The sequence below is a fragment of the Streptococcus downei MFe28 genome (assembly GCF_900459175.1).
Lineage (GTDB): Bacteria > Bacillota > Bacilli > Lactobacillales > Streptococcaceae > Streptococcus > Streptococcus downei.
Window position 1 is genome coordinate 1,832,268 of the sequence record NZ_UHFA01000002.1, and the last position, 23,405, is coordinate 1,855,672.

Genomic DNA, 23,405 nt, shown 5'->3' on the forward strand with positions numbered 1-23,405 from the left:
TGAATCTCCAAACTAACCATAGGTAGACATTAATTACAAAATAAGAAGCGTTTAAATGTCAACAACAATAATTGATTGCATAGGGAACCAAACTGGTCACCACAATTTTCATAATCGTTAGCCTATATTTTTTACGTTTCTTGTAAATAATCTATTTTAATTGTAGATAATCTACAAATAATATACCTAAAATTATTTCGATAGTCAAGAAAAAATTGTAGATTTTTCTCAATTGTTATAGAATAACACAGTAACTAAATTTACAGCGAAAAGGATTGAAATGGCATGAAAAAGGATTTTGATGATTATTCTGCTCTTCTTGATGTTAACTTGATAAAAAAGTTAGTCGTTGGCATTGGGGAAGTTTCTAAAATAACAGGCATCCCAGTTAGAAAAATTCGTTATTGGGAAGAAAAAGGTATCATTAACTCTCAAGATAGTAAAGAGGGCAGTACCAGAAGATTTGATTATATAAATATCAAAAAAATGCTTTTGATTCAGGAAATGCTTGAGGAAGGTTTCACCTTGGATTTTGCCGCTAAAAAGGTTGAAAAGCGATTAGCTGCATTAAACGCTATGTTTAAAAATTTGGTAGAAGAACTGAAAGATATTGACAAGTAATTGAGGTTGAGACTAATAAAAAAAGTTCCGATTGGAACCTTTTTTATTAGTCTTAACGACGGACTTCTTGAATACGTGCAGCTTTACCTTGAAGGGCACGCAGGTAGTACAATTTAGCACGACGGACTTTACCATGACGAGTTACTTCAATCTTTTCAACACGTGGTGTGTGAACTGGGAAAGTACGTTCGACACCGATACCGCTTGAAATCTTGCGGACAGTGTACATTTCTGAAATGCCTTGACCCTTACGAGAGATAACAACGCCTTCAAAGATCTGAACACGTTCACGGTTACCTTCGACAACCTTAGCGTGAACACGAACGGTGTCACCAGGGCGGAAGTCAGGGATGTCAGTACGAAGTTGACTTTCAGTCAAACTTTGGATTAATGGATTCATTTATTTTCTCCTATCTTACTAATCTTAGGTGCTTGTCCCAGCGGATTAGCCGTATTTTCGTGTGTCCATTACACACATAGAAATATTTTACACTATGATTAGCGTTTTTGCAAGGCATAAATCGTATGTTTATGGCTAAAGAGAAAGGCTGCGACTGCCACGATAGCAAAGTAGGGGGTATTGGCAAAGCCAAAGACCTCACCGCCCAAGAGAATTGGGGCTAGGAGGGTATTGGTAGCTGAACCAAAGACGCTGACATAGCCCAGTCCTGCCACTAGAGCAACTGGCAGGCCAAAGAAACCTGCTAGAACCACCCCTAGGCTAGCTCCGATGGCAAAGAGGGGCGTCACTTCACCCCCTTGGAAACCAGCTGCTAGGGTGATGACCGTCAGCAGTAATTTCAATGCCCAATCCCAAGCATAAATCTTACCTCCCATGAGACTGGCTGAAATCAAATTGGTTCCCAGACCCGTATAGCGTCCATTCCAAAGTAAGAAAAGAAGGAAGGTCAAGCCAATACTGATGATGGCAATCCGCCAATAAGGATTTTTAAAATAATGACTCACTTGCTTCTTGGCCCAGGCCAGACTAGCCGCAAAGAGACTGCCAACAAGGCCAAAGCAAAGGCCCAAAATCAGCAACTTGGCAACCACAAGGGGTTCCAATTGCAAATGAACTGAGACGGAAACGGCAAATTTTTCCAAGCCCAGCACATGGGAGGTCTGACTGGCCACCAGGGAAGCAATCAAGGCTGGCAATAGGGCTGAAAAAGCTAGCTCGCCAACGACTAGTACCTCAATAGCAAAGAAGGTCGCTGCCAGAGGAATCTGAAAGAGACCGGCAAAACCTGCCGCCATCCCTGTTACCAAAAAGATACGAGAGCTATTCTTTAGAGGAATCAGCTTGCCAAACCAATGAGAAACCGTGGCCCCAATTTGGACCGCTACTCCTTCTCGACCAGCACTTCCTCCGAAAAGGTGGGTCAGCCAGGTCGCCACCATAATCAAGGGAATCAGGACTTTAGGAATACTCTCTCGCCTTTCATGACCGACCTCAAAAACTAAGCCCATTCCTTTACTGGCGTCACCGCCGAAGCGTTGGTAGAGCCAGATACTGACGAGACCAGCTAGAGCTAGAAAAGGTAGGGTCCAGACCAAGTGACTGTCACGAAAAGCACTAACAAAAAGCAAAACCTGGCCGAAAACCGTGTCAATTGTCCCAATCACCAGACCGATAATGACCGCTGCGACAATCAGTAGCGCCTTATTTTTTAATGAGTGATACACAAAATTCCTCCATGACTAAGAGCAAGAGCCTTTGCTCATTTAGGATAGAGCCCCCCCAAGTGAAATACCCTTCTGCTTGAGCTCAAATTCGTCCAATTCTTGGTTTACAACGATGCCCGCAAAAATTCAGCAGAACTGCCTGGTTGCCTAGGATTAGCCTAGTTCAACTCTTGACTTTGATAGGCACGAGACTCTTTCATAATATCTGCAAAGCTGGCCCGGATAAAGGGCTCAAAGGCTTGATTTTGAACCAGACCAGATACCTTGTCCAAAACAGCCTCTTCGCGGGCCTGATCATAGATGGCTTTACCTGTCGCCTTCTTATAAGCTGCCACCTGAGCGACCAGCTCCATCCGCTTTTCAATCAAGGCCACCAGATCCCTATCAATCTTATCAATATTGTGGCGAATGTTTTCTAAATCCATAAAAAGCTCCTATTCATGATTTTCAAAACACCTCATTATAGCAAAAAGAGCCCAGCAAAACTAGGCTTTCTTTCGCTTTAGCATCCACTTGACTACTAGGTAGACCAAGAGGGTCAAGACTAGGAGGACGAGGATGCGTTTGATATTTCCCTTGATAATAGCATCCCCACCAAAGGCGTATAGACAGGAGGTAGGGAAGACACCTATTAAAACACAGGGCAACCATTTTTTTAGGGGCAAGTTCATTTCCATCACCAAATAATTGACAAGAAGAGTTGGAAAAACTGGTACCATATAACCCAAACTGATGGCGAGATAGGGATTATTTATTTTCTTAAGAAAATCCAGCTTATCTGAAAAGGATTTTTCTCGCTCCGTAATCGTTATCTTGGAGAGAAGCTTTAGGGAGAGAAAATTTCCCAAAGAATTGGCCAGCAGATTCATGACAAAGCCCAACCAGGGGCCAAAGACGACTCCATTGAAGACCGCAAGCACAGCATTGGAAAGAAAGGGAACCGCCGAACCCAGAGCTGTCAGTAGAATCAGAACGCAGAAATTAAAGAGATTGGCCGTCGAAAACTGGCGACCAAAGGAAACTACCTGCTTCTCAACATTAAAGAAATCGCTCAGATTATCCCAGAAGCGATAGGCAAAAAAGCCCAGATAAATCAGGCCAATAAGCAGGCCCAGCGAGGCTAGCAAATAGCGCAAGCTCCGACTCTTTAAATTAATTTTCTTGAAAGGCATAGGCCTATTATAGGGAATTACTGAGTGAAATTCAAGATGAGGGTGATCAATTTATCAAAACCTTAGAATAGACTTGTTCGGAAAGTATGCCTAGTTAAAATCAAATTTGATACTTTCTTAAGTAGTGCGGACGGAAGAGACCACCGTTGGCGTTCCATTCCTATTTTTTGAGCCCTTCGCTTTTCTTTTTTTGGCTCAGGCAGATTTTGTCCTCTGGACAAAATCTCTTCAAAAAATCCGTTATTAGCAACAAAAAGGGGTGTTGCTAATAATACCACTACGGCGAAAGTATCGTCTAGCTTCACCTCAATTACCTCCCCCCTAAAATTTAATAAATTAAATACCCGTTGTGCTAGTTAATCAGGCATAAGCCTTAGAATACTTCAAACTCAGCCCAAATTCATTTTGACTATTTTCCAGCATGAGTAAATAGATGAGTAAAATAGCTTCTACTCTAAACTGTAATGCCTGAAGGTTTCGACAGCGTAAATTCTCAATGCCAAACTGTTCTAAGCTCGAAAAGACGGTTTCAATCGGTTTGCGCAATCGACTAATTTTATAGTTCTCAAACCAAGAATAGTCCGCCATATTTTTCCTGAGTTGAGAAATTAAGGTGATACCACAATTGGCCAACTCTTTCTTAACCTGCTTGTCAATATAGCCCTTGTCTCCATAAATCAGTGGAATAGAGCTGTGTTCCAGTAATTCAAAAGCCACTTGGCTATCGTAAACAGAGGCTGACGTTACTACATAATCCAAAGGAAAGCCCCTATCGCTGACTAAAACGGAGAACGTCACCCCGTAGTAGTGAATCTTCTTCGTGGCGTTGTATCCGATGTTAGCGACTTCTGATAAAAGGCTAGCTCTTAGATTACGGATGGGATGACATAAGGCACAGGGAAAACTGTCAATCAGGCCAAATGAAGAGGTCTCACAAAGGGAGGATACCATAAAGTAGCGTATGCGTTGGATGCTTTGGGAAAGGTTTTGACAAATCCGACAAAAGCGGGAACGTTCTGGAAAGTCATTAGGAAAAAGGCTATGACGAATGGCTCGATAAATTGAGCTGGCTGTTCGGCACCCCTCTTGAATGGCCCAGAGATAGCTGGCGATGATAATGACATCGGGTTGCTTTTGTAAGTGAACGTTTCGCCGATGCCTCACGCAGTAGGGAACGAACCGGTCATAAAGTGTACTCACTTTTGTTAGCAAAACTGAAAAAATATCTTGTGTTTGATGTGGATTTGCGAGATAATAGTCTTGGCTTTGCCTATCATTCCCTCATTTCGTGGTTGTTCTGAGTTTATGATAGGCAAAGTTTTTTATTTTGGCTAGTGTTAACTAGCACAACGGGTAAATTAAATATCTCTGTACTTCTTCTAAAGGAAGTATTTAAGGTAAGTGAACTTGTTTCCGAACAAGTCTAATATAAAAAAGGAAGCCAACAATGCTTCCCTTTTAAGGTTAGTGATAGTCAGGCACCCCTAGTGCTTGCCGTAATCTAGCAAGACTTTTATGTCTTAGTTAGATTTCCTTAGGTTACGACACGTAAAAACGGGAAGCCGATGTTGCTTCCCGTTTGGAGTAAGTGATAGGAATAGGCTAGACACCATAGTGCTAGCCGTTCATTTCTTAGATCCTTTGGGTCATAGAAATGTTTTTCTATCACCCTACCGAGCCTTCCATGCTCATGTTGATGAGGGTGTTGAGTTCGACGGCGTACTCCATAGGGAGTTCCTTAGTGATAGGATCCATGAAACCATTGATAATCATGGCTGTAGCATCCTCTTCGCTGACGCCACGGCTCATCAGATAGTAGAGTTGGTCCTCAGAAACCTTAGACACCTTGGCCTCATGCTCCAGAGCAACATCTGAATTATGAATTTCATTGAAGGGGATGGTGTCTGAGCTTGACTCTTCATCCATAAGAATGGTATCACACTCGATGTGGGACTTGGAACCCTTGCTATTTGGGGCAAAGCGAACAGTTCCCCGATAATCAGTTCGACCACCATCCTTGGCTACAGATTTAGAAATCAGAGTACTAGAGGTATTGGGAGCATTGTGATAGACCTTACAGCCCGCATCCAAGTGTTGGCCATAGTTGGCAAAGGCCATGGAAAGGACCGAACAGCGAGCATGGGGGCCATTGAGTAGGGAACAAGGGTATTTCATATTGACCTTACTTCCCAAATTTCCATCAATCCACTCCAGGGTTCCATTTTCTTCAACGGTTCCCCGCTCGGTTACCAGATTATAGACATTATCCGACCAGTTCTGGATGGTCGTGTAGCGGAAGGAAGCGTCCCGTTTAACAACAATTTCAACGCTAGCAGCGTGGAGACTGTTGGTCGTATAAGATGGGGCCGTACAACCTTCGATATACTGGATAGAAGCTCCTTCATCAACAATCATCAGAGAGCGCTCAAACTGGCCAGCATTTTCACTGTTAATCCGGAAATAGGTTTGGACTGGCATGGGACATTGAACGCCTTTAGGTACATAGATAAAGGTTCCCCCTGACCAAACAGCTCCGTTAAGGGCCGCGAACTTATGTTCGGCATTGGAAATAACCGTCCCAAAATACTCCTTGAAAAGCTCAGGGTACTCTTGCAGGGCTGTATCCGTATCGGTGAAGACAATCCCCAGCTTTTCAAACTCTTCCTTCATATTGTGGTAGACCACTTCGGACTCATACTGGGCAGCCGCACCAGACAGGTACTGCTTTTCTGCCTCAGGAATCCCCAAGCGGTCAAAGGTTTCCTTAATCTTATCGGGGACTTCTTCCCAAGAACGCGAACGGTCCTTGGATAGCTTTTGGTAGTAGATAATATCATCAAAATTGATACCCGAAAGGTCTGGCCCCCACTTGGGTAGGGGGAGCTTGTGAAAGAGCTCCAAGGATTTGAGGCGATAATCCAACATCCATTGAGGTTCATTTTTCACTCGAGAAATTTCACGGACAACTTCTTCGGTCAAGCCCTTACCTGTTGAAACCAGGGCATTGACCTCATCATGGAAACCAAAAGCATAATCTCTATTCTTAGCCATATTTCCTCCATCTATCTGAAAAAACGACTTTTGCCGATTCTTATAGTCTCGCTTTAACTAGCTAACTCTCATTATAACGTCTTTGAGTAGAATTTTCACGAAAAAGAAACCGACAGTTTTGCCGATTTCTCTATTTTTTATCTAGGCTAATTTGTCAGACATTGTTTGGGCGAAGGCTTCGAGATTTTCAATATCCTCATCCTCTGCTGCCAGGTCTACCTTGACAGAATCAGCACCCTTACTGGCACCTGTCAGAGCGAATTGGTCCTCAAATTCATCGACAGACTTGCAGAAATAATCGTAGAAGGTATCGCCGGAGCCAACCACCCCATAAATCTTACCCGAAAGATCAACATCAGCTAAATCTTCGTAAAAATCAACGATTTCATCGGGCAGGTCACCATCGCCATAGGTGTAGGTGGCAACGATGGCCATGTCCGCATCTTCAAAGTCAGCTGCATCAACTGTTGTACACTCATCAACATCAACAGTGTGCCCCAGTTCTTCTAATTTTTCAGCCACAATATCGGCAATCTCTTCAGTATTGCCCGTCATACTCGCATATACAATCTTAGCTAAAGCCATAGTTTCCTCCAAATCATCAGTGTTTCGATTATACCACATTCCCTGAAAATTTTATAGGGAGTCAGCCTATAAATAGGGCTGGTAAGCCTCTTCTAGCATCCGAGATAACTGGTCCTTTTCCTCCTGACTGGTAAAGGCAGCGGAGATAGCGTTTTGATTGAAGGTTAGAAAATCAGCTGGGCTGGTGGCAAAATACTGGTTAAAAAGTCGGTATTCCTTAGTCAAATTGGTATCAGAAACCGTCCGATTATCAGTATTGATGGTGATTTTAGCCCCTGCCTTTCGCAATTCCTGGTAGGGATAGTCGGTTAAACTCGGAGCGGCCTTGGTCTGGAGATTACTGGTCAAACAGAGCTCGGCTACTGCTCCTTCTTTCACAAATTCAGCAATAATCTCTGGATGGTGGGTGATAGCGGCAGCATGCCCCATCCGCTTGATTCCCATCTCCAGGGTTTGAACGATATGCTGGGGACAGCCACATTCACCAGCATGCAGGGTTAGAGGATAACCTAAGTCTTGAACCTTCTTAATTAACTCTTGAATCTTGGCAGGCGGAAAGGCGTGTTCATCCCCAGCAAAGTCAAAACCAGCTAGGCCTTGAGGGGCCAGATGGGCAACCTCTGAGAGGATGTCCCAGGTCAAGTCCGGATCTGATTGGCGCATACCACAAACCAAGGCCCTGCTAACGATACCAAAGCCTTCATGGGCCCGCTTGAGACCAGCGAGAACAGCTTGGATAGTCTGACTGGCTGTCAGACCCTGGTCCATAGACAATTCAGGAGCAAAGCGAATTTCACTGTAGATGACATTTTCCTGAGCCTGCTGGCGGGCAACATCATAGGCTGCCAGCTCAAGGGCCTCTTGGGTTTGTAAGAGGGGACGGATAAAGTCAAAGGTCCTGAGGTAATCCATCAGATTTTGACAATGTTGGGGCGCTGTTACCAAAGCTCTCAAGTCAGAATCTGAAGCTGGAATGGTAATGTCAGCTATCTGAGCCAGTTGTCGAATAGTCGGTAAGGAGAGTGAGCCATCAAGATGACAGTGGAGTTCGGTTTTGGCAAGCTTTTGATACATGATAAATCCTTTTACAAATAATTTTTCCTATCTTATCATAAATGAGAGGAAATTCAAGAGACAATTTCACAGTTTTTATGGTTTGAGACACGCTTGCAGGATCATCTCGAGCACGTGTCAAACTTTTGTAATCTCTTGGTCTTTCTGTTAGGATAAAATCTGAAAAGACAAGAAGGAGGATGTGACTATGTCTGATTATCAATTACCAGAAGTTTGGGAAAATCCAGCCCAAATGGGGGGGACTTGGGGCTCTCTCAATCAACCAACTGCTGGTGCTCGCTTTGAGCAGCATTTACCTAAGGGCGACCAACCCTTCCAGCTCTATTCCTTGGGAACACCAAATGGCATCAAGGCTACTATCATGTTTGAAGAATTAAAGGAGTTGGGAGTTGAGGGTGCTGGCTATGACCTCCTCAAGATTGCCATTGGTGAAGGTGACCAATTTGGCTCCGACTTCGTAGCTATCAATCCCAATTCAAAGATTCCTGCCCTGCTTGACCTATCGGGTGACAAGCCTGTTCGAGTCTTTGAATCAGCTAATATCCTGCTCTACCTGGCTGAAAAATTTGGAAAATTAATTCCAAGTGACCCTACCGAGCGCAATGAAGTTCTCAACTGGCTCTTCTGGCAGACCGGAGCTGCCCCATTCTTGGGCGGTGGTTTTGGCCACTTCTTCCACTATGCGCCAGAAAAGATTGAGTATGCCATCAATCGCTTTGCCATGGAAGCCAAACGCCAGTTGGATGTCCTAGACAAGGAATTGGCTAAAAAACCTTATATAGCAGGTCAAGATTATACTATTGCTGACCTAGCTATTTGGGGTTGGTACGGTCGTCTGGCCCAAGATAAGATTTGGGATCGGGCAGGTGTATTCCTCAATGTCAAGGAATACAAGAACCTGCAAGCCTGGACCGAAAAAATTGCCCAGCGACCTGCTGTCAAACGTGGCCTGGCTGCCCAATACAAGTCCATCAAATAAGCTTTAGAAAACCAGTCAAGGTGATTCTTGGCTGGCTTTTTCAGGCCTTTCAGGTCCTATAAATTATGCTATAATAGCCTCAAAAACAAGGATGGAGACGACTATGACCTTCAAGCAAATTCTGGAAAAAATTAAAAGCTACGATAGGATTATCATCCATCGTCACCAAAGACCCGATCCTGACGCTCTGGGCAGTCAGTTGGGCCTGAGAGAGATTCTGCGCCACAACTTCCCTGATAAAAGTATTTTAGCGACTGGTAGCGATGAGCCTAGTCTGGCTTGGCTGGATCAGATGGATCAAGTGACTGACGAAGATTATATCGGCAGTCTCGTCATTGTCACAGATACAGCTAATACTCCTCGAATTGATGATGACCGCTTTAATCAGGGAGACTTTCTTATAAAAATAGATCATCATCCTAATGAGGACCCCTATGGTGACCTGCTCTATGTTGATACCAAGGCCTCCTCAGCCAGCGAAATCGTTACTAACTTTGCCCAAGAGACTGGACTGGAATTGACGGATGAGGCCGCTCGCCTACTTTATGCCGGTCTGGTCGGTGATACGGGACGCTTCCTCTACGATGCAACTAGTCCTAAAACTCTGAGAATTGCCGCAGATTTGCGAGAATTCGACTTTGATTTTGCGGCCATTTCTCGGCAAATGGATAGCTTTTCCTTTAAAATTGCCAAGCTCCAGGGCTATGTCTTTGAGCATCTAGAAGTGGATGAAAATGGGGCTGCCCGCCTCCTCCTAAGTCGCCAAGTTTTAGAAGACTTTGGGGTCAGCGAGGCTGAGAGTTCCGCCATCGTTGGCACGCCCGGCAAAATTGATATCATCCAGTCCTGGGCCATCTTTGTCCAACAACCTGAGGGCCACTATCGGGTCCGCCTGCGCAGTAAAAAGGCCATCATCAACGAGATTGCCAAAAGGCACGATGGGGGGGGGCACCCCCTTGCTAGTGGCGCCAACTCCTACAGTCTAGAAGAAAACGAGCAAATTTATCAAGAAATTAAAGAGGTCGTCGCCCATGTTAAGCCTAACTAATCGCCAGGTTCATCTGATGGGAACCACCATTGACACCTCTATTTATGCCAGCAACCCCCAGCCTATTTTGGATCAGGTGGAGGAGTTACTCCACCTCTACAACCACCGTTTTTCTGCCAATGATGACCGTTCGGAATTGATGGCCATCAATCAAGCAGCCGGTCAAGAAGCTGTGGTCGTCCATCCTCAGCTCTTTGAGTTGATTGCTCTGGGCAAAAAGCATAGCCTGGCTCCCGCCAGCCATCTTAACATTGCTATTGGTCCTCTGATTCAGATCTGGCGTATCGGATTTTCTGATGCCAGGGTCCCCATTCAAGAGGAAATCGAGGCCCAGCTGAACTTAATTGACCCCCAGCAGATTATCCTAGACCCAACCAAGTCTTCTGTCTTTCTAACCAAGTCCGGTATGAAAATTGACCTGGGGGCCCTAGCCAAGGGTTACATTGCTGATCGGATTGTGGATTTTTTAAAAGACCAAGGCGTTCCAGCTGGTCTGATTAACCTAGGAGGAAATGTCCTCACCTTTGGGCCAGCCTACCACAATCCTGACCAAAATTGGCGAATTGGCATTCAAAATCCGCAACTTCCTCGAGGCAACCACTTGGCCATTCTCAAGATTCGCGACCAATCGGTCGTAACCTCGGGTATCTACGAGCGAACCTTCAGCTATGGAGGCAAGACCTACCACCACATCTTTGACAGCCAGACAGGTTATCCTGTGGAAAGTCAAACGGCCAGCCTGACCATTATTTCTAAGCAATCGGTTGATGGGGAAATCTGGACGACTCGTCTCTTTGGCAAGCCCAGTCAAGCCATTATGACAGAAGTTAGTCAAGAGCCTGGAATAGAGGCCTTTGTAGTAGATAAGGACAATGGAATTTTAGCCAGTCCCAGTTTATACTCTTCGAAAATCAAAACTATCCGTCGTTAACTCACTTTGCCGTACTTCAGTACTGCCTGCAGTTCGTTGCCTTGGCCAATTTTGATTTTCATTGAGTATTAGCTATTGCCAGAAGTTGAAATCGAATCAAAATCACTGTAAGCACTTTCAAACAGAGTGCTCTTTTGTTACAATGAAATCAGCTGAATAAACTGAGGAAAAGTCTAGCCTTAAGTCATTTGTCTTTCTAGCCTATTAGTTAGTGGGAGGCTGGCTGTTTTGGATAATCACCTTAGTTTTTCAATCAAGCAGATGCCCTAAATTTGAGAAATTAAAGGGAGTGGCAAGTTTCTTGCTAAAACTCACTAGGTCTTAAGCTTAGGGTTTAAATCTGCATCACAAATTAGGAGGCCCACTATGAAAATTATCGGACTTGTTGGAACAAATTCCGAAAAATCCACAAACCGACAACTCTTGCAATACATTCAAAAGCACTTTGAGGACAAGGCTGACATTGAGCTGGTCGAAATTAAAGACCTACCCTTCTTCAATAAGCCTGCGGACCGCACTTTACCTGAGTCTGTTAAAGACTTAGCGGCTAAAATCGAAGCTGCTGACGGTGTCATTATCGGGACACCTGAGTACGACCACTCAGTCCCAGCAGTATTGATGAACGCTCTGGCTTGGTTATCCTACGGCATCTATCCTATGCTCAATAAGCCTGTCATGATTACAGGAGCATCCTATGGAACTCTGGGTTCATCACGCGCCCAACTCCAGTTGCGACAAATTCTCAATGCACCAGAACTTCAAGCTTCTGTTTTGCCAGATGAATTTCTTCTGTCCCACTCTCTCCAGGCCTTTGATGCCAAGGGGGACTTAATTGACATCGAAACCAGCCAAAAACTAGATGCCATTTTTGATGACTTCCGTCTCTTCGTTAAGATGACTGAGAAATTGTCCCATGCTAAAGCGCTTCTAAAAAAAGAGGCTGAAAATTTTGATTGGGAAAACCTAAAATAGGAAGGAAATACTTTTATGAAATTCGTCGGAATCGTTGGCTCCAATGCCGAAAAGTCCTATAACCGCATGTTGTTGGAATATATTCGTCGTCACTTTAAATATCAATTTGAACTAGAGGTCTTGGAAATCAAGGATGTTCCCATGTTCAATCAGGATGATGACCAGTCAGATTCCTTTGCGGTTCAATACCTTTACAATAAGATTACTCGAGCAGATGGCGTGATTATTGCCACGCCCGAACACAATCACACCATTACACCTGCCCTCAAGAGCACCTTGGAATGGCTCTCCTTCAACCTGCACCCCTTTGAAAATAAGCCTGTCATGATTGTCGGAGCCTCCTACTATGACCAAGGGACTTCACGGGCTCAGGTACACCTGCGCAAAATTCTGGATGCCCCGGGTGTCAGCGCCTATACCTTGCCAGGAAATGAATTCCTTTTGGGCAAGGCCAAGGAAGCCTTTGATGAAAATGGGGACATCATCAACCAAGGAACGGTCGATTTCCTATCTACTTGCCTAGATAACTTTATTAAATATGTGGAGGTCGTTTCCAAATTGAAAAAACCAAAACCAATTGAACCAGAAGACTTGGATTGTAACCATCCGATTGCTACTACTGTAACTGAGGTTGACCCAGATGACCCTGAATGGGTTGAAAAGGTGGCTGAAATTACTGGGGCTGTCTCTGGTGATACCTATGTCAAGCTGGATCATGGTATCCTGACAGTTGATCAAATCAACATGTTTCTCAAGTCCATGCCTTTTGAATTGACCTATGCCGATGATAATAACCAATTCCTCTACTACAACAATGCCCACCAAGATCCTGAAACCATGTACGCTAAACGGGTTTCGTCCCAATCAGGTAGCCGCCTGTCTACAGTTCACAACAGCCTGCCAGCCGCTCGGATGAAAAATGTGGAATGGGTTATCGGAACGCTCCGCAATGGTAATCAGGAAGTCGTTCGCACCTTGATTCCTAACCCGAACCCAGCCGTTCTCAATACTCACAACTATCAGGCCATGTACTACCCAGACGGCTCCTATGCTGGTATCAATGAAATTGTCTTCAACTTCAAGCCTTGGTTGGATTGGTATCTAGAAACTACTGGTCAACATTTAGTTGGTGGGGCAGGAGCCGATGCTACTTCTGGTGCTTCATCATCTGGTGGCCACGGTGGTGCCGAGTCTGCAGCAGATGCTACTTCTGGCGCTTCGTCTCACTAATAGAGGAGAATAAAAGCAGGCAGGAGACATGACTAAAATCTCAAGGAATTGAGCTAAAAGTCTTGCCAAAGCTAGGGAACTTTGATAAACTAGAGTAGTTATTAACTATGGCTTAGGAAAGCTATGGCAGAAAGGAAAATTTTACATCATGAAAAAAGATATCCATCCAGAGTACCGCCCAGTCGTATTCTTAGATACAACTACGGGTTACAAGTTCCTCAGCGGTTCTACTAAAGCATCTAACGAAACCGTTGAATTTGAAGGGGAAACTTACCCATTGGTACGTGTTGAAATCTCTTCTGATTCACACCCATTCTACACTGGCCGTCAAAAATTCACTCAAGCAGACGGACGTGTCGATCGTTTCAACAAGAAATACGGTCTCAAATAAGAATTTTAAAAGGAGTCTTCGGACTTCTTTTTCTTTTGTCAAAATTTTCACCTTTCCTTTTTCTGATTGACCACCTCTTACAAAAAATCGGAAATCAAGAGATTTATTTCTTAATCAGTTTTTCTAGGAATATTTTAAAGCCAGAAGCCTTTAAGCATAAAAGACCCCAGTTCCCACTATCGCTCAAGACACTTCGTTGGCTATAAGTGCTGCTTCGCAATCGCTAAGGGTGTTTCGGAACGTAGTTCTCGCTACCGCTCAAACTGCATCAATGTGCCTAAGCTTAACTTCAGCATTACTGCCTCGTTTCGCTAAGGCACATAGCAAAGCCAAGGTCCGAATTTGGGCCCTGGCTTTGCTTAGTCTAATTCTAACTGCAAAAATTTTGTTTTTTCAACCGCCTTGATGGCGTGTACCTGTAAAGCAGGCACCGATAGTAATTCATTAGGAAGCAGAGACTGAACGACTCCGTCTGCAAGGCTAATTTCTAATTGTCCTTCAAGAACTTGCAGGAGCCTAGTCTGAGGGCTACTTTCTTGGCTGATTGTCTCCCCCTTATCCATGGCATAGAGGGTCAAGGCTTGGTTGATGGAGAGCTTTTTACTTAGGCTCCGACTGCTAATTTGATAGTCATGGTAATTGACCAAATCTAAAGGCTGTAATTTCATGCCTAGGCCTCCGGTTTAACGACAACCAGCAACATCTGGAAGGCCTCTTGCGCATAGAGGGCATGGGGAATGCCAGCTGGCATCAGAATGGTTTGGCCAGCCTTGACTAGGAATTCTTCATCGCCAATTTCGATTTTTGCCTGACCGGAAAGTAGATTAACCATGGCATCACCTGGCGACTTGTGACGGGCTATCTCCTGGCCCTTATCAAGAGAAAAGACTGTCATCCCTAAATCCTTTCGCTGAACCAGGGTCCGACTGAGCATCTGTTCTTCCTCAATCGGTACTTCATCCTTCAAATCGACTACCTTGGCTGGTGCTAACTTTTCAATATAGGCCATCTTCTTCCTCCTTATTTTTGACTTGCCACAGCAATGTAACCCAACTCTTTACCCGTCTTGTTAAAGAAGCCGTACATTTTCAGAAATTGTTGGCGATTGTCTTTTTTCATTCCTCGGTAAAATATCCGACAGGCTCCCAGGAGCCCTTCATCCTTAATCATACCAGTTATTGACATCAATGTCATCTTACCAGTGTGATAATTAACTTGCGAAAAACCGCAGGATTTAAAGAGTTCCTGCCACTTGTCCACATGTAGGGGACTAACATTGGCGTTGATAGTCTGCCTCAATTGGGTCAATTTATCTTCCAGATGCTTATCACTAAAGGAAACATCGTGAGTCAAGAGCCGTCCACCGGGCTTGAGAACCCGATAATACTCCTTGACGGCCTTGATTTTCGCTTTTTCTGACAACATGGTTAGCATGGCCTCATTGACAACAATATCAAAACTATTGTCAGGAAAGGGCAGTTTCATAGCATTGCCCTCTTGAACCTGAATGAACTCCTCCAGATGGGCAGCCTGGATAGATTTCCTGGCCTCTTCTAGAGCCCGCCTATCCTGGTCAATTCCCTTAATCTGACAGCCAAAGGTCTGGGCCAGTTCTATAGAGGTCGTGCACCTGTTACAGGCGACTTCTAAAACCTGACTGTCCCTGCTAAATCTTCCTTCCTTTATCAACCAATTAGTGGCGGTGATACCACCAGGACGCAAGCGTTTCTTGCCTAGTCTGGCAAGAAAATTGTGACCAACTTCTTTTTTAGTCATCTATATCATCCTTTCGGAAATAAAACTTATTTTATACTCTGGAAGAAAGAGCTAGGTCAGTCGAAAAATTTCATTGAATGACAGGCTAAAAGAGGCCCACCTTCTGGGAACTTCACCTATCAGCCCACCAAACTCAAGAAAATCTGCTGGCCTCTACTTCCTTTTGAGTACGGTTTAATTCTATCACAAATGATTGGCAGAATTGGCCTTACAGGAGCAAAGACGCTTATTCTAGAATGATTCTAATGCAGGTAGAATAAAAGCCCGGGACACCAGTCTCCGGACTCTATATCAGATTGAGTTTTTGATTTGCCAGTCAACTATGGGCGACCAAATCTTGAGCAATATCATGACCAGACTTGTCGGCTGGGTAATAGGTTGGCCAGTTGTCCATTTCTTTTAAAATGGCATCCTGACTGCTATTGCCCCAGAAGAGATGGAAGTGCTCCGCCTTTGTATCGAAAATATTGTGGTCACTAAACTGGATATACTTAAACTCTCCGGCCTTGCTATCCTTGCTTTCAAAAAGGTAACGAACACCACGATTGCCCTTTTTATAGGTCAAAATCTTATAACCAACATACTTATAAGTAAAGGTCTGACTTTTCCCATTTTGAGTGAAGGTCACTTGATTTTTCTTGCCATTGATTGAGATAGCTTCCACATCCGTCTTGTAGCCCTTGGTGTAGTATTCCTTATACGCCTTAGCGCTCATATCCTTATTGAGCTTGGCCTTGTAATCCCAGACCTGATCCAGAGTCCCATCCTTGAGATAGGGATAAATAGATTGCCAGTCACCTGACCAGTCTGATAAGGTTCGATTGCTGACATCGCTATCTTTAAAGTAACCCTTTTGAACAGTCTTTGGGGCTTCTTTGGCAGGAATCTCTTGTCCTTGGCTGTCGGTCGTTTTTCGGAGGTTTTTTAGATTTTGGCGCATGATGGAGAAATAATCTTCTCCCTCATCCATCTGCTTTTGGGTCAGGCTTTCAATTGGATTCAAAACTAGGGTCTCAACGCCAGCTTCTTTGGCCAAGGTTTCGGAAACGGCGGATGAGGCATTTTCTTCAAAATAAACATACTTGATGCCAGAATTCTTGACCTCTTGACTCAAGCTAGCCAAGTGTTGAGCAGACGGCTCGCTTTCAGCTGAAATGCCATTGACATGGATTTGGTTGAGGCCGTAATCCAGGGCTAGGTAAGCAAAGGCCGCGTGCTGGGTGATGAAACTCTTCTGTTTGGCAGTAGTTAGGGCAGATGCGTAGTCCTTATCCAAGCCCTTCAATTTCTGAATATACTTAGCAGCATTCTTCTTGAAAATCGTCGCCTTCTGAGGGTACTTCTTAGAGAGACTATCGCGAATCGTTTCTACCAACTTAATGGAGCGACTTGGCGATAACCAAACGTGGGGATCATAATCATGATGGTGTCCCTCATGCCCTTCTTCCCCCTCTTCTTCACTACCTGTTAGGAGGACCATATTACCAGTAGCTCGAATAAAATCGGTCTTTCCCTTGCCAATAGACTTCTTAACCTTAGGAATCCAGGTTTCCATGCTCTCATTGTCATAGACCAGGGCGTCGGCCTTTTGAATAGTAGCCAAGTCCTTTGTGGACGGATTAAAGTCATGGGGCTCTGTGCCCGCCTTCATAAGAAGCTGAACCTGACCTTGGTCCCCAACAACATTTTTGGTAAATTCATACATGGGATAGAAAGTTGCGACCACCTGAATATCACCAGACTTCTGCTTCTCTTGCTCACGGAACCAGGTAAAACCAATCACCACACAAGCAAGAATCATCAGGATTGCAACTGTCATTAGTCTTTTTTTCTTCATTTTTCTCCCTTCCTTAACCGGTTAATTAGATTATTTACTGGTTAAGTATATCATAAAAAAACAAAAGTGCAAGCCTTTTGTGAAAAATTTATTAGCGAAATCATTTTTTCAGAGAATAGAAAATTCAGACTTACATCCCTTAAAATCAAAAACTACCTTGAGACAGTTTTCTAATTACGATGCATATATCGGTTGGCCGATAATGGCATTAGTGATAGGTATAGGTTGCTCGCTCTAGCGACAACCGTAGCTGAACAAGTTTTTTAGCACTTAGTGAAATTGCTCAATTGAACACGCCTACAACTCTGTGAATTTAGATGAAATCACCTAGGTGCAAGCACCTTCGTTGATTTCCCTAAAATTCTTTGAATTGCTTAACGGCTTTGTATCTTATTAATTAAACACGCCTACACTTCTTTAAAAATAGATAATTCTTCCTAGGCGTTTCATCGCCTTCGTCAGAATTCCACTTCGCTTTTTCATTTTCAAGCTCGGGTTAAAAAGGTCTCCCAGACCTTTTTAATCATTCAAAGTGCTTAACGGCTTTGTATCTTGTTAATTGAACACGGGCCTCTTTCTTAGGAAAAAAGATAAACCTCCTTGTGCGATTCTCGCACATCGTCAGTTTCCTATTTTTCTACAGAAAGATCGCTAAAGCGATTCGGCCCTTTGTATCTTACAGTTCCTCTGCTATTTTATTGATTTTGCGGAGGCGGTGGTTGACGCCACTCTTGCTTAAGGGTGTTTCTAGGCTGTCAGCAATTTCCTGAATAGAATAATCTGGATGAGCCACTCGAACCTGGGCGACCTGACGGAGGTCTGAGGGAAGGCTGTCAAAACCAACGGTATCCATAATTTTGATGATATTATTGATGGTTTTCATGCTGGCCTTGACCGTGCGGGCAATGTTGGCGGCTTCCGCATTATTGGCCCGGTTGAGGTCATTTCTGGTCTCTCGCATGATTTTGATTTCTTCAAAATTAGCCTTGGCCTGCATGGCCTCAATAACAATCAGGAAATCCATGATGTCCTCTGCCCTTTGCAGGTAGGTTACCGCTCCATTTTTATGCTCAATAACCTTGACATCCAGCATAAATTTTCGCATGAGTTGGGCTAGGTCTTCGGCGTGATCTTGATAGACTGAGAAAATTTCTAATTGATACTTGCCTGATTCGGGGTCACGAATAGAGCCATTGGCTAAAAAGGCTCCTCGCAAATAAGCCCGACCGGCCTCATCATCTTGGAGGATAGACTGGGCAATACCAGTCTCAATCCCAAAAAAGGAGTCTGCCAATTGCAGGTCAGAGAGAATGGCCTCGACCTCCTGATCAAGAAAGACGGTATAAACCCGATTTTTCTTCAAATTGGTCTTTTGGTGGTAACGAATGTCGGGATGACTGCCATAGAGGTCTTCCAGAAGGGAATAAATATGACGGGCAATCTTGGCGTTTTCCGTTAGGATAGATAGGGTCAAACCAGCACTTGTCAGGCCCAGACTGCCAGACATCTTAATGATGGCAGACAATTGACTGCGCCCTCTATCGCTTAGACCCAGAACTTCCTCTTTGACCTGAGTGGTAAAACTCATCGTTTTCTCCTCTTAATTAAACGCATCAATTCTTCAACGACTAGCTCCCCATGGTGGAAGGCTCCGCCATTTTCCAAACGCAAAAAATTAGACGAAATAACCCGTTTGACCAGGCTCTGCAGGCCCTCAAAATCATGGTCAACCTGAATCAAATATTCGTCAAACTTATTGGTATCCATATAGTCCTTGGGAACAGGCTCAATATTAACGAGAACAGTATCGATGACATCTGCACCCAGATGGCGATTGAGAACAGCCACATGGTCTGCATCAGAAAATTGCTCGGTTTCCCCGTACTGGGTCATGATATTACAGACATAAGCCACTTCTGCCTGGGTCTCCAAAAGGGCCTGCTTGATTTCAGGAATGACCAGATTAGGCAAGATTGAGGTAAAGAGTGAACCAGGTCCCAAGACAATCATATCGCTGTCCAGGATGGCCTCAACAACCTTACGACTGGCCGAGGGCTGCTTGGTATTGTAGGTATTGGTGACAAAGACATGGTCAATCATACCCTCGTAATCGGCAATACTGGACTCGCCAACCACCTCGTGACCGTCCTGAAAGACAGCGTGTAGGGTCAGGGCATCCTCGCTAGCAGGATAAATCTTGCCTGTTGTATGGAAAAATTTGCTGAGGATCTGCATGGCATTATAGGTTGAACCCTGCATCTCAGAAATGCCAGCAATAATCAGATTCCCCAGAGGGTGGCCAGACAGGGCACCGTCGTCCGCATTAAAGCGGTATTGAAAAATCTTCTCGTAGAACTTGGGCATATCACTCATGGCAACCAAGACATTTCTCAGGTCACCAGGCGGAGTCAGCTGCATGGCAGAACGGAGCTCGCCCGAAGAGCCCCCATCGTCAGCCACAGTCACAATAGCGGTGATGTCAACATTCTCATGACGGAGACTTTTGAGGAGGACTGGAATCCCCGTTCCACCACCGATTACAGTAATTTTGGGTTTTCTCATGAGCGGTTCACCGTTTCCTTACGTCTATCCTTGTCGCGGTGGCTTTCATTGACAGGCCAGTCAGCCTTCAAATCCTGAGCCAGGCGGTGGGCAAAGGCTACGCTACGGTGTTGCCCACCCGTACAGCCAACAGCAATGGTCAAGATAGCCTTACCTTCCTTCTGATAGCCTGGCAAAATTGGTTTAATCAAATCCAGCAAGTGGTGGTAAAAGTCTTCGGACTCATCATGGTTCATGACATAATCAGCCACTTCTTCATCAAGTCCCGTTTGATTGCGTAATTCGGGAATATAATAAGGATTTGGCAAGAAACGGACATCAAAGACCAAGTCTGCATCTAGGGGCAGGCCGTATTTGAAGCCGAAACTCATGACTTCAATCCGAAATGGCGTCGCATCATCTTCCGATGAAAATTGCTCGGAGATAGTTTTGCGCAACTGCCGTGGGGTTAATTCAGTCGTATCGACAACGTTTTGACTCAGACTCTTGAGAGGGGCCAAAAGTTCGCGCTCCAGCTTAATGCCATCCATTACCCGACCATCGGCAGCTAGAGGGTGACTGCGACGGGTTTCCTTATAGCGGGCTACCAGCTCGCCATCCGTTGCATCTAGAAAAAGAATTTTGAAATCGATGGCTGGATTTTTGTCCAGTTCATCTAAGATGGAGTTAATCTCCTTGAAAAAGAGACGGCTACGCATATCAACAACGAGGGCTACCTTGTCATTTTCCTCACTGTGACCAACTAGCTCCATGAATTTGGGAACTAGGGTTGGAGGCATATTATCAATGGTAAAGTAACCCATGTCCTCAAAGGATTGAATGGCAACAGTCTTTCCGGCACCACTCATCCCTGTTACAATCACAAGATTAATGGGGTTTGTCATAATTTTCTCCCTTCCTTGGATTAGGCCCAAAACTTTAGGCCTTGTCTCTCCCGTATTTTTCGACCTTTGACTCTCCCTGAAAAGTCAATGCTCCTTTCTGCCTTTGCTAGGGGCAGGGAACCTAGAAGAAAGCTTCAATTTTTAAAAGTGATGCTTAATCTTTAGTGGCCAGTTGCTCCCTAAGCTCATAATTGGTCTTTTGTAAATCATCCAATTGCTGGGTGATTGAGGCCAATATTTGAGTTTGTAATTTTTGCACTTGCAGGAGGTCTGACTGGTCTTGTTGAACCAAGTGGTCCAGCTTGGTGTGCAGGAGTCGAACGCCTTCTTCGGATTTTTTATTGACATTAAAGTCATTCTTGGCCTGTAAACGATCATAATCGCTAGCCCTGTTCTGACTCATCATAATTAGAGGCGCCTGAATGGCCGCCAGTGTCGATAGGGCCAAGTTCAAAAGGATAAAGGGGTAGGCATCAAACTGGATTCCAAAAGGTTTGTAGACATTAATCGCCATCCAAATAGCCATGAAGAGGGTGAAGCTGATGATGAAGGTCCAAGAACCACCAAACCGAGCCACATCATCGGCAATTCTTTGGCCAAAAGTGACCTTGCGATCCAAAGCCTCTTGGACATCCAGAGTCTGGTAGTCACCTTTTTTCGTGACATCATAGACCGTCTCGCGAATATAGTCATTTTTCACCTGGGCGCGTTCGATGGTCTTATCCAGGAAAATCAGACGATAGTGGAGCAAGATCTTATTGGAGATGAAATCTTCATCAGTCAGTTGGGGATGGTCATGCTTAATCAAATTTTTTAGCTGGCCATCAATCTCCGATAAAAAGACCCCTTCAGTTAAATGATAGGGTTGTTGGTTTAAGGCGTCATAAACGAGCTTGTCTTCTGGCATATTTTACCTACTTTCTAGCCTCAATTATACCATAATTAAGAGAGGAACTAATAGTCAAAGGAAATCAAGCCCAATGTTTGATAGAGTTGTCCTTTCTAGATTTCAGCTTTTGTTTTTGATTTGTCTGAATGGCCCCAAAGCATAAAAAAGACTGGAGCTCTTACTCCAATCCCTTTTTATTAGGCAAGTTCTGCTATCACTTCGACTTCAACCTTGACGTCCTTTGGCAGACGGGCCACTTCCACACAGGAGCGGGCTGGAAATTCTTCCTTGAAGGCTGTCGCGTAAACTTCATTGAAGGCTGTGAAATCATTGATGTCACTCAGGAAACAGGTGGTCTTGACCACATGGTCAAAATCAGTTCCAGCGGCTTCCAAGATAGCCCCGATATTTTTCAGGACCTGCCGGGTCTGCTCTTCAATCGTGTCCCCCACCACTTGACCTGTTTCAGGTGAGAGGGGAACTTGGCCAGAGGCAAAGAGGAGATTGCCAGCTTGCTTGGCTTGAACATAAGGGCCGAGGGCCTTGGGCGCTTTTTCGGTATGGAAGGTTTTCATGAAAATCACACTTTCTAATTTAGGCTAGTTTTTGTCCGAGTTGGTCAACACTTAGAATGGCTTGGGCAAATTTTTCAGCATCAAAAGGAGTATTTTTGTATTCATTGGTCGTCAGAGCCACCTCAACAATCTTTGGAACATCAGCCTGACTTAGCCCCAATTCCTTGAGGGTGGTTGGTAGGCCAAGAGATTTATTGAACTTGGCTACCCTTTCCAATTCTTCTTGTTCGTCAAAATAGGCATGAAGAACTAAGACACCATAGGAAACCACAACCCCGTGCAGGTATTCACCCTGACGTGGCACAGCCGTTGTCCCATTGTAAAAAGCATGGGCATGGCAAGAATTGTAGTAAAAATCAGGCTGGTTGACTAAGTTTGAGGCATAGCCCGTTGACACGACAATGTCCAGAGCAATCTCTTCAACGGCCTTAGAGTTTTTCTGATTTTTAACATCTTCCAGACCTTGCCTACCATAATGATAGAAGGCATCTTTAGAAGATAAGGCAACAGCATAGCCCAAGCTAGCTGTATGGGGCAGGTCGGTCAAGCCCCTCTTCTTAGCCTCTGCTACTGCATGCTCCACTTCTGGCGCCTTGGAAATCCCATCACCAATGCCAGCCCAGAAATACTTACTAGGAGCTTGAGAAATGACACGAGTATTGATGAAGATATGCAAGGGAGAATCTGGGTAACCGTAACGAAGAACCGAGTGATCATCCTTGTAGACCACAGCTATGGCTGTTCCTGCAGAACAGTTGGAGCAAATGGTTGGGAAGGTAAAGGTGGGCTTATCCAGCGCTTTGGCGACCATCTTGGTCGTGTCCAAGGCTCTCCCACCACCAAAACCAAAGATAGCCTGGGCTTTTTGTACGGCAGGATTAGCAACCAACTTATCAATATTGGTTTGGGTGGAGTCCACTCCATAGACAAAGCTTCCCGTCACTTCAATGCCAGCCTTATCCAGAACGGCACGCACCTCATCCTCGGTTGCCCCAAGAGCCCGTTTTCCACCAATCAGGACAACGCTCTTGATACTATAGGGCTTAAGCACCTGAGGTATTTCTTGGTAACAATCCTCACCGACACTATAATTGGCCATTACTGTCGTCGTCATAAGATTTCCTCCTAACCATTACTTTGCC

General features: G+C 44.6%; 25 protein-coding genes. 7 read left to right on the forward strand and 18 right to left on the reverse strand.

Translation table 11 applies throughout. The features are described 5' to 3' along the window. The first annotated feature begins 285 nt into the window (after positions 1 to 285). Complete coding sequence (locus DYE66_RS08775; RefSeq protein ID WP_002962070.1) at positions 286 to 621, forward strand: MerR family transcriptional regulator; 336 nt, start codon at positions 286 to 288, stop codon at positions 619 to 621. 52 nt (positions 622 to 673) lie between these two features. On the opposite strand, the gene rplS is transcribed toward DYE66_RS08775, so the two are convergent. The 8 genes from rplS to add all read right to left on the reverse strand — a co-directional run bounded on the left by rplS (position 674) and on the right by add (position 8,189). Continuing rightward, positions 674 to 1,021: a 50S ribosomal protein L19 gene (rplS, locus tag DYE66_RS08780; RefSeq protein ID WP_002962071.1), complete on the reverse strand. Its 348-nt coding sequence runs from the start codon at positions 1,019 to 1,021 to the stop codon at positions 674 to 676. Between the two features lie 98 nt (positions 1,022 to 1,119). After that, complete coding sequence (locus DYE66_RS08785) at positions 1,120 to 2,307, reverse strand: voltage-gated chloride channel family protein (RefSeq protein ID WP_002997240.1); 1,188 nt, start codon at positions 2,305 to 2,307, stop codon at positions 1,120 to 1,122. A 158-nt stretch (positions 2,308 to 2,465) separates the two neighbouring features. After that, on the reverse strand, positions 2,466 to 2,732 hold the full coding sequence (locus DYE66_RS08790) for a chorismate mutase (RefSeq protein ID WP_002997097.1): 267 nt from the start codon (positions 2,730 to 2,732) through the stop codon (positions 2,466 to 2,468). A 60-nt stretch (positions 2,733 to 2,792) separates the two neighbouring features. Continuing rightward, positions 2,793 to 3,479 (reverse strand): VTT domain-containing protein, encoded by a 687-nt coding sequence (locus tag DYE66_RS08795; protein ID WP_115325125.1) that lies wholly within the window; start codon positions 3,477 to 3,479, stop codon positions 2,793 to 2,795. 360 nt (positions 3,480 to 3,839) lie between these two features. Then, positions 3,840 to 4,691 (reverse strand): IS982 family transposase, encoded by an 852-nt coding sequence (locus DYE66_RS08805; protein ID WP_115325126.1) that lies wholly within the window; start codon positions 4,689 to 4,691, stop codon positions 3,840 to 3,842. A gap of 453 nt (positions 4,692 to 5,144) precedes the next feature. Next, positions 5,145 to 6,530, reverse strand: a complete 1,386-nt coding sequence (gene sufB, locus DYE66_RS08810) for a Fe-S cluster assembly protein SufB (protein ID WP_002997459.1) — start codon at positions 6,528 to 6,530, stop codon at positions 5,145 to 5,147. Between the two features lie 141 nt (positions 6,531 to 6,671). Further along, complete coding sequence (locus DYE66_RS08815; RefSeq protein ID WP_002997124.1) at positions 6,672 to 7,115, reverse strand: flavodoxin; 444 nt, start codon at positions 7,113 to 7,115, stop codon at positions 6,672 to 6,674. A gap of 66 nt (positions 7,116 to 7,181) precedes the next feature. Continuing rightward, on the reverse strand, positions 7,182 to 8,189 hold the full coding sequence (gene add, locus DYE66_RS08820; protein WP_115325127.1) for an adenosine deaminase: 1,008 nt from the start codon (positions 8,187 to 8,189) through the stop codon (positions 7,182 to 7,184). A 187-nt stretch (positions 8,190 to 8,376) separates the two neighbouring features. Between add and yghU the strand changes: the two genes are divergently transcribed. From yghU to DYE66_RS08850, 6 genes are all read left to right on the forward strand, one after another. Further along, the gene (gene yghU / locus DYE66_RS08825; RefSeq protein ID WP_002996478.1) at positions 8,377 to 9,168 is read left to right on the forward strand and encodes a glutathione-dependent disulfide-bond oxidoreductase; all 792 of its coding nucleotides are present in this window, start codon (positions 8,377 to 8,379) and stop codon (positions 9,166 to 9,168) included. A 103-nt stretch (positions 9,169 to 9,271) separates the two neighbouring features. Continuing rightward, positions 9,272 to 10,216: a DHH family phosphoesterase gene (locus tag DYE66_RS08830; RefSeq protein ID WP_115325128.1), complete on the forward strand. Its 945-nt coding sequence runs from the start codon at positions 9,272 to 9,274 to the stop codon at positions 10,214 to 10,216. Further along, positions 10,200 to 11,147 (forward strand): FAD:protein FMN transferase, encoded by a 948-nt coding sequence (locus DYE66_RS08835; protein ID WP_002996453.1) that lies wholly within the window; start codon positions 10,200 to 10,202, stop codon positions 11,145 to 11,147. Before DYE66_RS08830 ends, DYE66_RS08835 begins: the two co-directional genes overlap by 17 nt. A gap of 366 nt (positions 11,148 to 11,513) precedes the next feature. Further along, positions 11,514 to 12,119 (forward strand): NADPH-dependent FMN reductase, encoded by a 606-nt coding sequence (locus DYE66_RS08840; RefSeq protein WP_019783691.1) that lies wholly within the window; start codon positions 11,514 to 11,516, stop codon positions 12,117 to 12,119. Positions 12,120 to 12,134: 15 nt separating this feature from the next. Beyond that, positions 12,135 to 13,349: an NAD(P)H-dependent oxidoreductase gene (locus DYE66_RS08845; RefSeq protein WP_002996531.1), complete on the forward strand. Its 1,215-nt coding sequence runs from the start codon at positions 12,135 to 12,137 to the stop codon at positions 13,347 to 13,349. A gap of 148 nt (positions 13,350 to 13,497) precedes the next feature. After that, positions 13,498 to 13,740, forward strand: a complete 243-nt coding sequence (locus tag DYE66_RS08850) for a type B 50S ribosomal protein L31 (protein WP_019784033.1) — start codon at positions 13,498 to 13,500, stop codon at positions 13,738 to 13,740. 359 nt (positions 13,741 to 14,099) lie between these two features. Here the strand turns inward: DYE66_RS08850 and DYE66_RS08860 are convergent, their stop codons facing one another. The 10 genes from DYE66_RS08860 to DYE66_RS08910 form a co-directional block, all read right to left on the reverse strand. After that, positions 14,100 to 14,408: a cupin domain-containing protein gene (locus tag DYE66_RS08860; RefSeq protein WP_002997236.1), complete on the reverse strand. Its 309-nt coding sequence runs from the start codon at positions 14,406 to 14,408 to the stop codon at positions 14,100 to 14,102. A 2-nt stretch (positions 14,409 to 14,410) separates the two neighbouring features. After that, the gene (locus tag DYE66_RS08865; RefSeq protein WP_002997010.1) at positions 14,411 to 14,749 is read right to left on the reverse strand and encodes a cupin domain-containing protein; all 339 of its coding nucleotides are present in this window, start codon (positions 14,747 to 14,749) and stop codon (positions 14,411 to 14,413) included. Positions 14,750 to 14,760: 11 nt separating this feature from the next. Then, complete coding sequence (locus tag DYE66_RS08870) at positions 14,761 to 15,516, reverse strand: class I SAM-dependent methyltransferase (RefSeq protein WP_002996709.1); 756 nt, start codon at positions 15,514 to 15,516, stop codon at positions 14,761 to 14,763. Between the two features lie 316 nt (positions 15,517 to 15,832). After that, on the reverse strand, positions 15,833 to 17,353 hold the full coding sequence (locus DYE66_RS08880; RefSeq protein ID WP_002997415.1) for a metal ABC transporter solute-binding protein, Zn/Mn family: 1,521 nt from the start codon (positions 17,351 to 17,353) through the stop codon (positions 15,833 to 15,835). A 676-nt stretch (positions 17,354 to 18,029) separates the two neighbouring features. Then, positions 18,030 to 18,941, reverse strand: coding sequence for a DNA-binding protein WhiA (gene whiA, locus DYE66_RS08885; RefSeq protein ID WP_002997030.1), 912 nt, complete (start codon positions 18,939 to 18,941; stop codon positions 18,030 to 18,032). Further along, positions 18,938 to 19,915, reverse strand: a complete 978-nt coding sequence (locus DYE66_RS08890) for a YvcK family protein (RefSeq protein ID WP_002996713.1) — start codon at positions 19,913 to 19,915, stop codon at positions 18,938 to 18,940. The genes whiA and DYE66_RS08890 overlap by 4 nt, the downstream gene beginning before the upstream one ends. After that, complete coding sequence (gene rapZ / locus DYE66_RS08895; RefSeq protein WP_002996431.1) at positions 19,912 to 20,799, reverse strand: RNase adapter RapZ; 888 nt, start codon at positions 20,797 to 20,799, stop codon at positions 19,912 to 19,914. Before rapZ ends, DYE66_RS08890 begins: the two co-directional genes overlap by 4 nt. Positions 20,800 to 20,953: 154 nt before the next feature. Next, positions 20,954 to 21,706, reverse strand: a complete 753-nt coding sequence (locus DYE66_RS08900) for a DUF1003 domain-containing protein (RefSeq protein ID WP_002996600.1) — start codon at positions 21,704 to 21,706, stop codon at positions 20,954 to 20,956. A gap of 179 nt (positions 21,707 to 21,885) precedes the next feature. Next, on the reverse strand, positions 21,886 to 22,263 hold the full coding sequence (locus DYE66_RS08905; protein WP_002996492.1) for a RidA family protein: 378 nt from the start codon (positions 22,261 to 22,263) through the stop codon (positions 21,886 to 21,888). 19 nt (positions 22,264 to 22,282) lie between these two features. After that, positions 22,283 to 23,377 carry an iron-containing alcohol dehydrogenase family protein gene (locus DYE66_RS08910; RefSeq protein ID WP_002996660.1) on the reverse strand — a complete coding sequence of 365 codons (1,095 nt, stop codon included), beginning with the start codon at positions 23,375 to 23,377 and terminating at the stop codon, positions 22,283 to 22,285. Between the last annotated feature and the right edge of the window lie 28 nt (positions 23,378 to 23,405).